This is a genomic window from Erysipelothrix amsterdamensis (genome assembly GCF_940143175.1).
Lineage (GTDB): Bacteria > Bacillota_I > Bacilli_A > Erysipelotrichales > Erysipelotrichaceae > Erysipelothrix > Erysipelothrix amsterdamensis.
In genome coordinates this window covers 1,030,359-1,046,093 of sequence record NZ_OW659496.1, presented here as the reverse complement: position 1 = coordinate 1,046,093, position 15,735 = coordinate 1,030,359, and the positions used below count along the sequence as shown (strand labels likewise).

14 protein-coding genes and 1 other annotated feature are annotated in these 15,735 nt (G+C 36.9%); all 14 genes read left to right on the top strand.

Annotation, left to right across the window (positions count from 1 at the left end):
• The first annotated feature begins 259 nt into the window (after positions 1-259).
• Positions 260-330 (top strand) — a sequence feature (ribosomal protein L21 leader region).
• A gap of 18 nt (positions 331-348) precedes the next feature.
• The 14 genes from rplU (at position 349) to rimP (ending at position 15,724) form a co-directional block, all read left to right on the top strand.
• Positions 349-663 carry a 50S ribosomal protein L21 gene (gene rplU / locus NMG63_RS04905; RefSeq protein ID WP_003773746.1) on the top strand — a complete coding sequence of 105 codons (315 nt, stop codon included), beginning with the start codon at positions 349-351 and terminating at the stop codon, positions 661-663.
• 4 nt (positions 664-667) lie between these two features.
• On the top strand, positions 668-988 hold the full coding sequence (locus NMG63_RS04900; protein ID WP_254006519.1) for a ribosomal-processing cysteine protease Prp: 321 nt from the start codon (positions 668-670) through the stop codon (positions 986-988).
• Complete coding sequence (rpmA, locus tag NMG63_RS04895; protein WP_003773744.1) at positions 985-1,269, top strand: 50S ribosomal protein L27; 285 nt, start codon at positions 985-987, stop codon at positions 1,267-1,269. Before NMG63_RS04900 ends, rpmA begins: the two co-directional genes overlap by 4 nt.
• A 53-nt stretch (positions 1,270-1,322) precedes the next feature.
• Positions 1,323-2,606, top strand: a complete 1,284-nt coding sequence (gene obgE / locus NMG63_RS04890; protein WP_003773743.1) for a GTPase ObgE — start codon at positions 1,323-1,325, stop codon at positions 2,604-2,606.
• Positions 2,607-2,620: 14 nt separating this feature from the next.
• Positions 2,621-3,208 carry a Holliday junction branch migration protein RuvA gene (gene ruvA / locus NMG63_RS04885; RefSeq protein WP_254006518.1) on the top strand — a complete coding sequence of 196 codons (588 nt, stop codon included), beginning with the start codon at positions 2,621-2,623 and terminating at the stop codon, positions 3,206-3,208.
• Complete coding sequence (gene ruvB / locus NMG63_RS04880) at positions 3,209-4,219, top strand: Holliday junction branch migration DNA helicase RuvB (RefSeq protein WP_254006517.1); 1,011 nt, start codon at positions 3,209-3,211, stop codon at positions 4,217-4,219.
• Between the two features lie 9 nt (positions 4,220-4,228).
• Positions 4,229-5,320: an undecaprenyldiphospho-muramoylpentapeptide beta-N-acetylglucosaminyltransferase gene (murG, locus tag NMG63_RS04875; RefSeq protein WP_254006516.1), complete on the top strand. Its 1,092-nt coding sequence runs from the start codon at positions 4,229-4,231 to the stop codon at positions 5,318-5,320.
• A complete protein-coding gene (locus NMG63_RS04870) occupies positions 5,304-6,116 on the top strand; it encodes a cell division protein FtsQ/DivIB (RefSeq protein ID WP_254006515.1) in 813 nt (270 codons plus the stop codon). The genes murG and NMG63_RS04870 overlap by 17 nt, the downstream gene beginning before the upstream one ends.
• Positions 6,117-6,149: 33 nt before the next feature.
• Entirely contained in the window at positions 6,150-6,509 is a 360-nt protein-coding gene (locus tag NMG63_RS04865; protein ID WP_016357183.1) for an Asp23/Gls24 family envelope stress response protein, read from the top strand.
• Positions 6,509-8,134 carry a DAK2 domain-containing protein gene (locus NMG63_RS04860; RefSeq protein WP_254006514.1) on the top strand — a complete coding sequence of 542 codons (1,626 nt, stop codon included), beginning with the start codon at positions 6,509-6,511 and terminating at the stop codon, positions 8,132-8,134. The genes NMG63_RS04865 and NMG63_RS04860 overlap by 1 nt, the downstream gene beginning before the upstream one ends.
• A 25-nt stretch (positions 8,135-8,159) precedes the next feature.
• Entirely contained in the window at positions 8,160-10,118 is a 1,959-nt protein-coding gene (locus NMG63_RS04855) for an ATP-dependent DNA helicase RecG (protein WP_254006513.1), read from the top strand.
• 27 nt (positions 10,119-10,145) lie between these two features.
• Positions 10,146-10,826, top strand: a complete 681-nt coding sequence (gene rnc / locus NMG63_RS04850) for a ribonuclease III (RefSeq protein ID WP_254006512.1) — start codon at positions 10,146-10,148, stop codon at positions 10,824-10,826.
• A gap of 16 nt (positions 10,827-10,842) precedes the next feature.
• Positions 10,843-15,144, top strand: a complete 4,302-nt coding sequence (locus NMG63_RS04845; RefSeq protein ID WP_254006511.1) for a PolC-type DNA polymerase III — start codon at positions 10,843-10,845, stop codon at positions 15,142-15,144.
• A gap of 148 nt (positions 15,145-15,292) precedes the next feature.
• On the top strand, positions 15,293-15,724 hold the full coding sequence (gene rimP / locus NMG63_RS04840; RefSeq protein WP_003773725.1) for a ribosome maturation factor RimP: 432 nt from the start codon (positions 15,293-15,295) through the stop codon (positions 15,722-15,724).
• Positions 15,725-15,735: the final 11 nt, after the last annotated feature.

Below are 15,735 nucleotides of genomic sequence, written 5' to 3'. Positions count from 1 at the left end.
ATTAAGGTTGAAAAATCATTTAAATCATATATTTTTCATGTTATTGTTTTTTTAAGTTTACCGTTTAAAGTCAGAATTAAGATAAATATTCATCGTGAAAATAAAATCGTATTAATTCAATAAATAGCACTTGGGTGAATATGATTTTGTGTCTGAATAAAGTGAATGATTAATATCTAAAATAATTAAGATATACACTAGACATTGGAATGGGACTGTTATATAATGTTAAGGCATTTAAAGGCGTAGTTGCATGTCTCTGGACGTACAACCGCACACTGTAAGGTTTAAGTGATTCGTCCACCTTACTTGGCGAGTCTTATGGCAAAAAATTGAAGGAGGTGTACTATGTACGCAATTATTGAAACAGGTGGAAAACAAGTTTTAGTTGAAAAGGATCAAACAATTTTCGTTGAAAAATTGGATGTTCAAGAAGGTGAAGAAATTGTTTTTGAAACAGTTGTTGCTGTTAAAAACCGCACACTTAAAGTTGGTACTCCATACGTTAAAGGTGCTACTGTAACTGCTAAAGTTGAAAAACATGGAAAAGGTAAGAAAATTACTATCTTCAAGTATAAAGCTAAAAAAGGTTCAACACGTAAAAAACAAGGTCATCGTCAACCGTATACTAAGTTAGTTGTAACTGAAATTAACGCAGGATAGTTCGATGATACATGTATCTGTTTTAGTTAGCGAAGGGTTCTATAAAAAAATGACTGTAACAGGTCATGCTGGTTCTGGTGATCACGGATTTGATCTAGTGTGTGCTGGAGTTAGTTCCATTATGGTTGGTGCTCTCAACGGTTTTGATGCATTGGATGATTCAGTAGAATTAATCATGACTCAGGAACCACTAATTGAAATTGAAATTAAACAGAGTAATGAACTTAATCAAAAATTATTTGAGTTTGTATTGTTACAACTTAAAACAATGGAACAAACTCAATCTAAATATATCGAAATTAATGAAAAGGAGGTTACTTCATGAAATTCGTATTAGATATCCAATTATTTGCTTCTAAAAAAGGTGTTGGTTCGACAAAAAACGGTCGTGACTCACACTCAAAACGTTTAGGCTCAAAGCGCGCAGATGGTGAATTCTGTACAGCAGGTTCAATCTTATACCGCCAACGTGGTACAAAGATTCATCCAGGTGTTAACGTAGGCCGTGGTGGCGACGACACTTTATTCGCTAAAGTGGATGGTGTTGTTAAATTCGAACGCATTAGCAAAACTCGCAAATGTGTTTCAGTTTATCCAGTAGCTTAATCTGAAGCCCCCTTAAATAGGGGGTTTTTAATTGAAATGGAAAGGGTGATTTAATGTTTGTAGATCGCGTTAATATAAAAGTAGTAGCCGGAAACGGTGGTGATGGAATGACATCTTTCCGTCGCGAAGCATTTGTTCCACTTGGTGGACCTTATGGCGGTGATGGTGGTAAAGGTGGCGATATCGTATTTGTCGCAGACTCTAATAAATCAACATTACTTGATTTAAGATATAATCGTGTTATTAAAGCTTCACATGGTACGCCTGGGAAGAATAAAAAAATGCACGGAGCCGGAGCCGATGATGTAATTTTAAGAGTTCCAGTAGGTACTATGGTTATTGATAACGAAAAAGGTATTGTTATTGCTGACTTAACTGAAGTGGGCCAACGTGAGGTTGTAGCTCATGGAGGACGTGGCGGTAGAGGTAATGCTCGATTTGCGACAGCAAATAACCCTGCGCCTACATTTTCTGAAAAGGGTGAATTAGGTCAAGAACTTGATATCACCATTGAGTTAAAATTACTTGCTGATGTTGGTATTATTGGTTATCCATCTGTTGGGAAATCAACACTACTTTCAGTAATTTCAAGAGCGAAGCCAGAAGTTGCGGATTACCATTTCACAACGATTGCGCCAAACTTAGGTATTTCAAGTAGTCCAGATGGACGTTCCTTTGCTGTAGCTGATTTACCAGGTTTAATTGAAGATGCACACTTAGGGAAAGGTCTTGGACATGTTTTCTTAAAACATATCGAACGTTGTCGAGTATTAGTACATGTTGTGGATATGGGTGCAGAAGACGGACGTGATCCGATTGAGGATTATAAAGTCATCAATAACGAACTTGAAAAATATAATGAAGACTTACTGAAAAAACCAATGGTTGTTGTTGCAAATAAAATGGATCTAGAGGTTGCACCCGCAAATTTAGAGAAATTTAAAGCAGCATATCCAGACTTAGAAATTTTCGAACTTGTTACAATGGTTGGCGAGGGAATTGATTCGCTACTTTACCGTCTTGCAGATATTCTTGACGAACACGTTGAAGAACGTATCGAAGAACAAAGTGAATCTGTTGTTTATAAATATGAAGCACCAAAACGTAATTTTGATATTGAGCAAATTAATCAAACAAAATGGCGTGTTACCGGTGATATCATTGACCGTCAATTACGTCAATATGAATTTGATACTGAGGAATCCGCAGTTCAGTTTGGGCTTGCTATGAAGCGTCTAGGTGTTGACCAAGCGCTCCGTGAAGCAGGTGTAAAAGATGGCGATATTGTAATTGTTGCAGATATTCAATTTGTTTTTGAAGAAGGTATGGTAGAATAATAATAGGTGATAATATGATTGCATTTATTTCAGGTGTTGCAGTGGATCGAGGAATCGATTATGTTGTGGTCGATAACCATGGTATTGGTTATCAAGTATTTTGTGGGAATCCAGAAATGGTTACATTAAATGAGAGCATAATATTTCACACTTACCAACATGTGAGAGAAGATGCAATCATTTTATTTGGATTTGTAGAAAAGCGTGAATTAGATATCTTCCGTCAGTTAATAACAGTAAAAGGGGTAGGACCTAAGACAGGGATTACAATTTTAAGCCGTTTTAGTGGCGATGATATCATTCGTGCAATTGATCAAGAAGATATGGCTTTCCTTAAGAAACTACCGGGTGTGGGGCCTAAGATGGCTTCTCAAATGATGTTAGATCTTAAAGGTAAGTTTATTGCATCAGATACGCCTTCATCAAGTACAAAGGCATTACCGCTTGTTGATGAAGCACTGGATGCTTTAGGTGATCTAGGTTTTAAAAAAGTAGAATTGAACAATATAAAGCATGAGTTGTCACTTCTAAATCTTGATTCAGTGGATGATATGATTAAAGAAGGCTTGAAGCTCTTGCATTCAAGAAAGAGAGGGCTGTAGATGGAAGAACGTTTAATGTCTGGTGAAGCTATTTTATCCGGCCAAGATTACGAAGAAAGTCTACGTCCTCAAACGCTTTCTGCGTATGTAGGGCAAGAAGGGCTTAAGGAAAATTTAAAAATTTTTATTGAGGCCGCTAAAACGCGTAATGAAGCTTTAGATCATTTGTTGTTTTATGGTCCTCCGGGATTAGGTAAGACAACCATAGCGCATGTAATCGCAAATGAAATGCAAACAGGAATTAAAGTGACGAGTGGACCAAGTATCGAGCGTAGTGGTGATCTGGCAGCAATCTTATCAAGCTTGGAGCCGGGTGATGTTCTATTTATCGATGAAATTCACCGTATGCCTAAAGCTGTTGAGGAGGTTTTGTATCCTGCGATGGAGGATTTCACTTTGGATCTTGTTGTTGGTAAGGATTCATCAACAAGAAGCATTCAAATTGATTTACCGCCGTTTACGCTCATTGGAGCGACAACACGGGCAGGGGATTTGTCTTCTCCGTTACGAGATCGTTTTGGTATCATTTCAAAACTTGAGTATTACAGTCAAGATGAACTTGAAACGATTGTTGCGAGAACAAGTCGTGTACTCAATACTGTTATTGATCGTGAAGGTGTAAGTGAAATTGCAAAACGTTCACGTGGGACACCACGAATTGCAAATCGTTTATTTCGACGTGTAAGAGATTTCGCTCAGGTTTTAAATGATAATGTTGTCGACATTTCAATAACCCAGTTGGCACTTGATAAACTAAAAGTCGATAACTTAGGGCTTGATGATGTTGATTTACGTTATCTCCGCGGAATTATTGAACGCTTTGATGGTGGACCTGTTGGAATTGAAGCAATAGCCGCTTCGATTTCTGAAGAAACCATGACACTTGAAGATGTTTATGAACCATATTTGTTACAACTAGGTTTTATTAATCGTACTCCGCGTGGTCGTGTCGTAACAACAAAGGCTTATGAACATTTAAAAATCGATGTAAATCAAAGGCTATTTGAATAGAGGTAGGGTATGAAAGTATGTATTGTTACAGGTGGTAGTGGTGGTCATATTTACCCAGCAATCACCTATGCTGATTTCATTAAAAAGAATCGAAATACAGAAGTCGTTTTTATTGGGAACGATCATAAAATGGAATCTTGGATCGTGCCAGAGGCAGGATATCCTTTTTTTGCAATCCACAATCAAGGACTTCAAGGCAGTATATTCGATAAAATTAAAGCTGTTTTTTCTCAATTTGGAGCCTATCGTGCTGCTAAAAAACACTTAAAATCATTAAAACCGGATGTTGTATTTGCATTTGGAGGGTATGTTTGTGGGCCCGTAACATTTGCGGCAAAATCGCTTAAGATTCCGATTGTTCTCCATGAACAAAATGCGTATCCAGGAAAAGCAAATAAGATGATTGCGGATTCCGCAAAGGCAATCATTACGTGTTATGAAGAAGCATTTTCAGGTAGAGATTATGTCCACTATCTTGGGAATCCTCGAGCTTCTTTGGTACATGAAGAAATTGATAGTTCTAAAGAAGTCGAACGTCTCAATTTGGATTTAAAATTGAATACAGTCCTCATGGTTATGGGGTCCCAAGGTTCAACTGCAATGAATAAAAAATTTGAAAAGTTTGTTAAGTATTATGATGATCCAATGACTCAAGTAATTATTGTTACGGGTCCACTTCATATTGATCGTTTCAAACAAAAAGTTGGTGAAGTACATCCAAATATTCGTCTGGAAGGATTTGTAGACCAAAAAGCGTTATTACCGGTAATCGATTTAATTGTATGTCGATCAGGTGCTTCTACAGTTGCTGAGATTGAATCCTTTGGCCTACCGTCACTTCTAATACCAAGCCCATATGTGGCAAATAACCATCAATTTTATAATGCTAAATCGTTATTTGATAAGAACGCTTGTGATATGCTATTAGAAGAAAATATCCATGATGACGTATTGAATAAACATGTTTTTGAACTGATTCGTAATAAACAACGTTTGGTTGAATTAGGTCATAATGCACGTAAGCTTGCAACGCCTGATGCGGTTTCGAATATTGCAGATTTAGTTGAAAAGGTGGTGGGGAACGATGACGCGTCGCAATAATCCTGAATTGAATGATGAGCGAGAGCCGATTGATAAAATAAAGGCCTCGATAGACCTTAAAAAGAAGACGATTCGCCGCAATAAGCGAAAACGTCGGTTGATTAAAATGCTTCAATTTTTAATTGTTATCGGAGTTTTCGTAGGGATTTATTATTTTGATAAAAGCGATGCTTCGCGAATTCATAATGTAAGAGTGAACGGTAATGTAATTCTTAGTGATGCGGAAATCAAAGATGCAATCAACATACATGAGAATCAACGCATCTATTTAACCTTTAAGCCATTGATAAACTATAAAGGAAAAAAAGTTAAGGGGATTGACAATGTTGACGCTAATGTATATTATCGTCAAGGTATCATAAATTTAAATGTAACGGAAAAGAAAGCTGTGGGTTACACATTGGAACCAACAATTCGAATTTATTTTGAAGATGGATATTATAAAGAGTTGGAATCGGTGAATCCTTCTGTGATCGAACGATTACCATTACTTGTAGGGTTTACAGAGGAATCAATATCTGAATCGCTGCTATCCGCTTTGGCAACCATTGATGATGGTTCTATGGCTTCCGTTTCTGAAATTCATTTCGAGCCTACAAAAGTTGAACCTGACTATATGAGAATTGTTATGAATAATGATTATTTTGTTTTTACAAATGTAGAAACTTTACCACAACTGAATAAATATGCTACTATTATAAGTGGGGCTGATTCGAGTGCTCGTTGCATCGAGTTTATCGAGTACGGTCCAACTGAAGAAACACAGTCTGCCGTTGTAAAGGCATGTGGATCATAAAAATATAAAAAATATGAAAGAGGAGGAGAAATGATGGCGATTGAAAAAACCAATGAATTTGGAAAAATCAATGTTTCAAACGAAGCAATCGCAATGCTAGCTGGCGGTGTCGTGACAGAATGTTATGGTGTTGTTGGTATGGCCTCTCAGCAAGTCTTTAAAGATGGCCTTGCAGAATTGTTAAAGGGTGAAAATTATTCCAAAGGTGTTATTGTGCGTAAAGGGGATAATGGTTTTGATTTAGATTTATATATTATTGTAAGTTATAACGTTAAGATTTCAGAAGTAGTACTCGAAGTTCAAAAGAAAGCGAAATACATGTTAGAAAAAACACTTCAACAAAACTTTAATACGATTAATGTTTATGTTCAAGGTATTAAGGTTGTTCAATAATGAATACTATTAATGGCGATATCTTTTTGAAGATGCTTCAAAGTGGTGCCAACAATCTTACAAATAAGCATCATGAAATTAATGCTCTTAACGTTTTCCCTGTTCCCGATGGAGATACAGGAACAAATATGAATCTTACTTTCACAAGTGGGTTAACAGATTCTAAAAAAGCTGTTACATCACACTTAGGTCAATTATCCAAAACATTATCTCGCGGTTTATTAATGGGCGCGCGAGGAAACTCAGGCGTTATCCTTTCTCAAATCTTCCGAGGATTTGCACAATCCGTAGAAAATTTACAAGAAGCAAGTGTTATGGATCTTGCGGAAGCTTTCCAAAAAGGTAAAGAAGTTGCCTACAAGGCAGTTATGCGTCCTGTTGAAGGAACAATTCTAACTGTTTTACGTGAGAGTTCACAGGCTACCTATGAGTTTGTACTTAAAAATCCTGAAATCTCAGTCATTGAGTTTTTTGAATGTTTAGTAGCTGAAGCAAATACGTCTTTAGATGGAACACCAGAACTTCTGCCTGTATTAAAAGAAGTCGGCGTTGTCGATAGTGGTGGTAAAGGTTATGTTACCGTTCTTGAAGGATTCCTAGCAGAATTAAAAGGGAACCCTATCGAACTTGAAGAGGGTGATGAGTCCAATCATGCCGCTGCTTCAGATTTTGAACATGATGAATTTGGTTACTGTACAGAATTTATCGTACGTCTCGATGAAGAATCAATCAACCGTTATAATGAAGATAAATTCAGAGCGCAATTAGAAGCACTTGGTAATTCATTGGTAGTTGTTACGGATGAAGATTTAGTTAAAGTTCATGTTCATACATTGAAACCAGGTAATGCTCTAAACTTAGCGCAACGCTATGGTGAATTTGTTAAGCTGAAAATTGAAAATATGTCTGAACAACACAATACGATTTTAGATGCCGAATCAAATGCTTCTAAAACTCAAAAACAACACAGTAAATACGCAATTGTAGCTGTTGCTGCAGGTACGGGTGTTGTGGATATGTTTAAAGAACTCCGTGCAGAATACATTATCAGCGGGGGTCAAACTATGAACCCATCAACTGAAGATTTTGTGGCACTTATCAATAGTATTGACGCAGATCATATTTTTATTCTGCCAAACAACTCAAATATCATTATGGCTGCAAAACAGGCTCAAGATATTTGTGAAGACAAAGATATTCATGTTATTGAAACGAAAACGATTCCTCAAGGATTATCAGCATGCGTTATGTTTAATCCTGATGTAGATGTTGAAGATAATTTAACTGAAATGCTTGAAGCTGTTGCCAATACCAAAACAGGTCAAGTTACATACGCAATTAAAGATACGATGTTTGAGTCCATTGAAATTAAACAAAATGATTTCATGGGGATTCTTGAAAAAGACATTGTTGTAACCAACCCTAATCGTTTAGAAACAACTAAGGCACTTTGTGCGAAGTTAATTGATGATGAAAGTGAACTTGTTACTTTAATCACGGGAGAAGATGTATCAGATGAAGAAGCTGATACAGTTGTTGATTTTATTGAATCTACATACGATGTAGAAGTAGAATCACATCGTGGTGAACAACCAGTTTATTCATACATCATTGGAGTAGAGTAAAAGGGCTTAGCCCTTTTATTTTTTTATGAAGCTCACAGATAAGCAATTAAAAATCATTGAAGCTTATGGTGCTGACACACCAGAAAGTTTCCTAATGGTTTTTCCTTACCGTTACGAACGACTTGAGGCAAAACCTCAGGATGCGTGGCGACCAGGGGATACGGTTGTTTTTTCGGGACGATTATTGGGTGGTTTTAAAAATTTTACATTTCGTCGCAATCAATCAGTAACAAATTTTAAAGTTGTTTTCCAAGATCAAATTGTTCCTGTTGCGATTTTTAACCGTCGTTATTTGAATACGCGCCATTATGAACATGGTATTGTTGTAGTTGGTATTGTTGGTAAAGAGGGAAACATCACTGCTAAAACGGTAAGTAACAAGGATATTCAAGATATCGTTGGAATCAAACCGGTATACAGTCAAAAATCGGGGATTAAACAGTATGAAATCGAACGTTTAGTCGTGAAGATTGTTGAGAATGTATCGTTACCAAACATTATACCCACAGAATTTCAGATGCAATATAGACTTATGGATCGGTTTGATGCAGTGAAGGCGATTCATATGCCACAAAGTGAAACAGAACTTCATCATGGTTTAAGAACACTTAAATATGAAGAATTTTTAGCTTACCATCTATCAATCACGTTAAATAATAGTGATCGTGAGTATGGTGTTTCAAAGTTATTTGAACGAGATGCGGTTCAAAAAGAAATTGACATGTTGCCTTTTGAGTTAACTGCTGATCAAGAACAGTCCTTAAATGAGATTCTTGTTGATCTTGAATCGTCTAAGAAAATGAATCGATTACTTCAAGGTGATGTTGGGAGCGGGAAAACTGTTGTTGCACTGCTTGCAGCCTATGCAAATTATTTGGCTGGGTATCAAGTCGCCTTTATGGTACCTACAGAGTTATTATTAATGCAGCATGTTCAGTCTTTTAAGAAGCTCTTTCCGGATATTGATTGTGTTGTATTATCACAAGGTATAGATCATCGTGATGATGTAATTCAAGCAATCGCTACTGGTGAGGCATCGGTTATTTTTGGTACACATGCACTTTTTCAAAAAGACGTAGTCTTTCATAATCTCGGTCTCGCGATTATCGATGAACAACATCGTTTTGGTGTCGATCAGCGTCGTGCACTCATCACAAAAGGGAAGCAAGTTGATACACTCATGCTCTCTGCAACTCCTATACCCCGTACCCTTGCAGCGAGTTTGTTTTTTGACCTAGATGTTTCTACAATAGCGACTTATCCAAGTCATCGAAAAGAAATTGAAACACATTGGGTTCATGAAAATTCACTCCGTAGCATTATGGTGCCAATTGAAGAACGTTTAAAGAAACACGAGCAGATTTATATCGTTTGCGCTGCAATTGAAGAGGGTGAACGGGTAGGTGTTAAGAATGTTCATACAATTTGTGAAAATCTCAAACCGGTATTCAGTAACTATACGGTGGATTTCGTGCATGGAAAAATGCCAAGTGAATTAAAGAATGAGAAAATGCAGGCATTTGTTTTAGGGGAGATTGATATTCTCATTAGCACAAGTGTCATTGAAGTAGGTTTGGATGTACATAATGCTAATATGATGATTATTTACAATGCTGAACAATTTGGTCTTGCGACGTTGCATCAGTTAAGAGGTCGTGTAGGTCGTGGCACCAAGCAGGGAGTATGCTATTTACTTAGCAGTAATGAAAGTGATGAAACAGCACAAAGAATGAACGCGCTTGTTTCTTCCCATGATGGTTTTGAGTTATCAATGACTGATATGAGACTAAGAGGGTTTGGCGATGTATTAGGACAACGTCAGTCAGGACTTCCAAACTTTATTCTGGGAGATATTATAAAAGACGAAAATATCCTAAAACAAGCTAAGATTGACGCAATCGCTATTGCTCAAAATTTAGATAACAGCAATTACAAAGAAATAATTGCGGATGTCGACCGCCGACAGTATTTTAAAACGACATAATGGTGTATAATATTATAAGGTGATAACATGACAAAATGGGATTTATTGGATTCTATGAAGATTCCATACTTTAATAAAGATTTAATTAATAATGCTTTTATTCATTCTTCTTATGTCAATGAGGCAGAAGAATTATTAGAAGACAACGAACGTCTTGAATTTATGGGTGATGCTGTATTGCAAATATGTGTATCAGAGCGTCTTTTTAAACATCAAGATCATTTTAATGAAGGCGATATGACCCTTTATCGAGCAAAACTCGTATGTGAAGATGCTCTTGCGCAATATAGCCTAAAACTCAAACTTAATGATTATTTAATGTTGGGAATGGGTGAGGAAAAAAATGGTGGTAGAGTAAGAGTTTCAATTATCGCTGATTTATTCGAAAGTTTTATAGGTGCGCTTTATTTAGATAGTGGTATCGATAGTGTTAATCGAGTCCTTGATTCTGTAATGAATGAAGCATTTAATGAACTTGAATCCTTAAGTATTACAGATTATAAAACGAAGTTACAGGAGTACATACAATCTGACTCACGGAAGTCAGTCAGTTATGAGGTTATTAATGTGGTGGGGCCTTCCAATGCACCTGAGTTTGAAGTGGTTGTGAAGTTGGACGAACTTATTTTCGGCCAAGGAAAAGGCTTATCGAAAAAGAAAGCAGAACAAATGGCAGCGAAGGATGCCTTTGAGAAACTTGTAAAATAAAAAAGGAGATGATATCGTGACCGAAATTTTTGACAAACTTGGAATAAATAAAAATTATTCGTTTCATTTTGAGGATGCGGACATTATCTCATGTAAGTATAATCCAGAAAAAAAGAAATTGATTCTCAACGTGAAGGTAATGAATGCATTACCTTTTTCAGTCTATAGAGAGCTAACGAAAAAATTAAAATTGTATACTAAAACAGATGTTGATCTTATTGTGCAGTCTAAGCATTGTGATCTTGATTTTTTAAATATCAGCCAGTATACGGATATGATTGTTCGCGCGCAGAATTTAAGTGCTGTGAAAGAATCATCGTTGCAACTTGTTAATCAACAGCTCAAGTTATTATGTATTGATCAGCATCATCAAGAAGCAACGTTACGAGAATGTGGTGCTCTTTGTGATGCACTAAAATCATTGGGTATTGAGCTTGACGTAGATGCGGAAATTTCAACGGGGAACCTTGAAGATGAAGTTTCAGAAATGCCTAAAATTGATAAAGTCGAAGTGGTCGATCGTAAAGTCGTTTCAAGGGTGCCAAAGCGTCGAAACGGTAAAGGAAACTATAATCCGATAAAGATGAGTTTGCTTACGGATGAAGCACGTGATGTTTCGGTAGCGGGTAAGGTTTTTGATGTAGAGGTTCGCGAAACAAGAACAGGGAAATTCATTGCTAAGTATTATTTAAGTGATGGGGAATCTGCAATTTGTGTTGTTGATTTTGCGGACACCGAAGAAGAAATCATTTCAAAAGGTATTTGTATCCGTGTATTTGGAACCTATGTATTTGATGCGAAGTATGAACGTGATTACATTTTTAAGATGGATCGCTATGAGGAAATTGATAATATTTTCCGTCGTTTTGATACAGCGGATGAAAAACGTGTCGAGTTTCATTTGCATACAAAGTTTTCCGAAATGGATGGAATTAACGATGCTTCCGAATATATGGCGCAAGCTTTTGAATGGGGACATCCGGGTATGATCATTACCGACCATACAGGTGTGCAAGGATTTCCGAAAGCATACGGAAATCTTAAAAAATTACGTTCGAAGTATCCGGATCATGAGTTCAAATTGGGATACGGCGTTGAGATGAATATGGTTGATGGTGAGCTTAAAATCGTTTCTAACGCTCATGGTGAACCTCTTCAATCAGGTTCTTATGTTTCATTTGACTTGGAAACGACAGGGCTTTCAAATTATTACGATCACATCATTGAATTTGGTGGTGTTCTAATTGAAAATGGTCGTGTGGTTAAGAAGATGCAAACATTTATAAAAGCTCCAGTTCCGGTTAGACCTTTTATTCAAGAATTAACCAATATTACGGATGCTGATCTCGTGAATGCACCGACAATTGAAGAAGCAATGGATGAAATTTTAGAATTCTTAGGGGATCATGTATTGGTAGCGCATAATGCCCAGTTTGATATTGATTTTATACAAGAAACACTTCGTAGGTTGGGAAAAGAACCAATTCAAAATGCAGTGATTGATACTTTAGATTTATCACGTGCACTTTTTGATAATCGACGCTCTTATCGTTTGGGAAGTATTGCACGATTTATGCGTATTGGTTATGACGAAGGTGTTGCTCACCGTGCTGATTATGATGCTGAAGTATTATCGCTTGTCTTTTTAGAGATGCTGCGTCTGGAGCAATTAAGCACGATGCAGACAATTGATGATCTTCAATCTTTAAATAATGAATCAAGTTTTAAAAAATTACGTAAAAGTCATTGTACTGTAATCGCTAAAACTCAATCAAGCATTAAAGATTTATATCAACTAATAACCCTTTCGCATACCAAATATCTTGCGTTTTTTGGTAAGACGTCAAAAGGGGATGCTGTAATGGCAGAGCCGAGAATTTTGAGAAGTGAATTAGAACGATTCCGCGAGAATTTGTTAATTGGCGCAGGGTGCACCAATTCCGAACTTTTTGAAATTGCTATGAATAAAAGTCAAGCTGCACTCGAACGTTGCATTGCCTTTTATGACTACGTAGAGATTATGCCTTTAGACTTATATGCTCCTTTGTTGGAGAGTCAAGCAATTGAAAGTGAAGCACGCTTACTGGATATCATTAATCGTATTATTAGTACAGCCACAAAGCTTAATAAACCGATATTAGCAGTTGGAAATGTACACTATAACCATCCCAGTGAAAAGGTAATTCGCGATGTTTACATCCATTCACAAGGAATTGGTGGTTCACGACATCCGTTGTATATATTTAATGAACAACGTCGAATGGCTTTTGAGGCGCCGAATCAACATTTTAGAAGTACGAATGAGATGTTGGATGCTTTCGCATTTTTAGGGGCAGATAAAGCCTATGAGTATGTCATTAAAAACCCAGTAAAATTATTAAATGAAATTGAAGATATTTCACCTAAGAAAAAGGAATTGTTTACACCGCATCTCGAAAACAGTGATGAACTCCTTAAAGATATTGTTTACCATAATGCGCATAAGCTCTATGGAAATCCACTCCCTGAAATTGTTCAAGCACGAATTGAACGAGAACTTAAATCAATTTTTGGAAATGGTTACGGTGTTATTTACTATATTTCTCATCTTCTTGTGAAAAAGTCACTGGATGATGGATATCTTGTAGGATCGCGTGGTTCTGTTGGTTCATCTCTTGTAGCTACAATGGCTGAGATTACTGAAGTTAATCCTCTCGCGCCTCATTACGTTTGTGATAATTGCCACTATAATGAATTCTTTTTAAATGGTGAATATTCATCGGGTTTCGACTTAGATCCTAAAGATTGTCCAAATTGTGGCAAAGCGCTCCATTGTGAAGGACAGGATATTCCCTTTGAAACGTTCCTAGGGTTTGAAGGTGACAAGGTTCCAGATATCGATTTAAACTTTTCAGGAGACTATCAGGAATTTGCGCATGCGTACACCAAAGAAATATTTGGTGAAGAATATGTTTATCGGGCTGGTACGATCTCGACAGTTGCACAAAAAACTGCGTTTGGGTATGTTCTGGGTTATCATGAGAGCATGAATATTACAAACAGTAATAATGCATGGAATACTTATCTTGCAGTTGGTGCTGAAGGCGTTAAACGAACAACAGGACAACACCCTGGTGGGATTATTGTTGTTCCGGACTATATGGACGTTCATGATTTCACACCGATTCAATATCCTGCAAACAATCCGGACTCTACCTGGTATACAACACATTTCGAGTTTCATGATATTGATGATAATGTGCTTAAACTCGATATTTTGGGACATGTGGATCCAACAGCGATGAAAATGTTGGAACGATTAACGGGTGTTGATATTCATGATGTACCAATGAATGATAAGAAAACTTTATCACTCTTCGGTTCAACAGAAGCATTAGATGTCGATGAGCGCAAATATCATGAAGTGACCGGTGGATTAGGATTACCAGAGTTTGGAACACCGTTTGTTCGTGGAATGCTTGAAGCGACGCGTCCAAATAAGTTCTCGGATTTAGTTCGTATATCGGGTCTTTCTCATGGAACAGATGTTTGGCGTAATAATGCTGAGGAACTCATCAAACAGGGATTAGCCTTTGATAAGGTAATTGGGTGTCGTGATGATATCATGGTTGATCTCATGCATTACGGACTTGAAGCCAAGGAAGCATTTACCATCATGGAAAGTGTTCGTAAAGGACGCGGACTAACTGATGAGTGGATTGCCTCCATGAAACGAAATAATGTGCCCGAATGGTATATTGATTCATGTCTAAAAATTAAATACATGTTCCCCAAGGCGCATGCCGTAGCATATGTTATGATGGCGATACGTGTAGCATGGTTTAAGGTTTATTATGCGAGAGCATACTATGCAGTGTACTTTACATTACGTGTAAATGCTTATGAGATTGAAACGATGTGTGCATCACAAGAAATAGTGGCAAGTCGTTTAAACTCAATTAATATGCGTTTAAAGAGTTTTGATACCAAAAAAGATGTAACAATCAAAGAAAAAAACCTCATTGATACGCTGGAGGTTACGCTTGAACTCCAAAGTAGAGGGTATAAGGTAAGCCCTCTAGATTTAGAATTGTCAAAGGCTACAGAATTCAGCCTGGATCCTCGCGATGATAAAGCTATTCTTCCACCATTTAATGTAGTAGATGGTTTGGGTGATAACGTTGCCCGTCAACTTGTAAAGGCCCGGGAAGAACAACCATTTATATCTAAAAAGGATCTTATTACCCGTGGAGGAATCAGTTCTACTTCTGTCAAAAAATTAGATGAGCTAGGTGTCACATCCCATTTACAAGATAGTAATCAGATGAGTTTGTTTTAAAAAATAAACGACTAAAATTTATCTATTTTTAACTGCTGAAACTGGATGCATAGATTTGCTTTTACCACGGTTTAAGTGTATAATATGCGTATACTTTGAAACAGAGGAGTGGTTAAGCCACTCCTTATATATTGTCTAAGGAGCGATTATGGAAAAGTATTTAGAGAAAATTAAACCAACTGCAGAAGCACTGGGACTTGATATTATTGATGCAGAACTCATTAGTAATGAATTGCTTGAATTGAGTATTGCGCGTAAAGACTTCAAACCTGTGGATCTAGAAATCTGTGCAAAGGCTGGTGAAGCATTTGGTGAAGCATTGGATTATGAGATTGGTCTTGATGTAGGTTCTGCGGGTGCAGAACGTGTCATTCTTGAAGAAGATTATGATAATGTTGTTGATCAATACGTATTAATTAAATTTAAAAATCCAATACAAGGTGCTGACTATGTAGAAGGAACAGTAATATCCGTAGACGAAAACGAGGTTGTTGTATCTTATAGACAAAAAACAGCATTAAAGAAAATTGCAATTGAACGTTTAAATATTAAAATGCTAAGATTAGCGGTTAAAGTTTAAGGAGATAGTGA

What these genes read in the sequence shown, in the direction of transcription:
- rplU (WP_003773746.1), top strand. Translation starts at nt 349, where the DNA reads ATGTACGCAATTATTGAAACAGGTGGAAAACAAGTTTTAGTTGAAAAG.
- NMG63_RS04900 (WP_254006519.1), top strand. Translation starts at nt 668, where the DNA reads ATGATACATGTATCTGTTTTAGTTAGCGAAGGGTTCTATAAAAAAATG.
- rpmA (WP_003773744.1), top strand. Translation starts at nt 985, where the DNA reads ATGAAATTCGTATTAGATATCCAATTATTTGCTTCTAAAAAAGGTGTT.
- obgE (WP_003773743.1), top strand. Translation starts at nt 1,323, where the DNA reads ATGTTTGTAGATCGCGTTAATATAAAAGTAGTAGCCGGAAACGGTGGT.
- ruvA (WP_254006518.1), top strand. Translation starts at nt 2,621, where the DNA reads ATGATTGCATTTATTTCAGGTGTTGCAGTGGATCGAGGAATCGATTAT.
- ruvB (WP_254006517.1), top strand. Translation starts at nt 3,209, where the DNA reads ATGGAAGAACGTTTAATGTCTGGTGAAGCTATTTTATCCGGCCAAGAT.
- murG (WP_254006516.1), top strand. Translation starts at nt 4,229, where the DNA reads ATGAAAGTATGTATTGTTACAGGTGGTAGTGGTGGTCATATTTACCCA.
- NMG63_RS04870 (WP_254006515.1), top strand. Translation starts at nt 5,304, where the DNA reads ATGACGCGTCGCAATAATCCTGAATTGAATGATGAGCGAGAGCCGATT.
- NMG63_RS04865 (WP_016357183.1), top strand. Translation starts at nt 6,150, where the DNA reads ATGGCGATTGAAAAAACCAATGAATTTGGAAAAATCAATGTTTCAAAC.
- NMG63_RS04860 (WP_254006514.1), top strand. Translation starts at nt 6,509, where the DNA reads ATGAATACTATTAATGGCGATATCTTTTTGAAGATGCTTCAAAGTGGT.
- NMG63_RS04855 (WP_254006513.1), top strand. Translation starts at nt 8,160, where the DNA reads ATGAAGCTCACAGATAAGCAATTAAAAATCATTGAAGCTTATGGTGCT.
- rnc (WP_254006512.1), top strand. Translation starts at nt 10,146, where the DNA reads ATGACAAAATGGGATTTATTGGATTCTATGAAGATTCCATACTTTAAT.
- rimP (WP_003773725.1), top strand. Translation starts at nt 15,293, where the DNA reads ATGGAAAAGTATTTAGAGAAAATTAAACCAACTGCAGAAGCACTGGGA.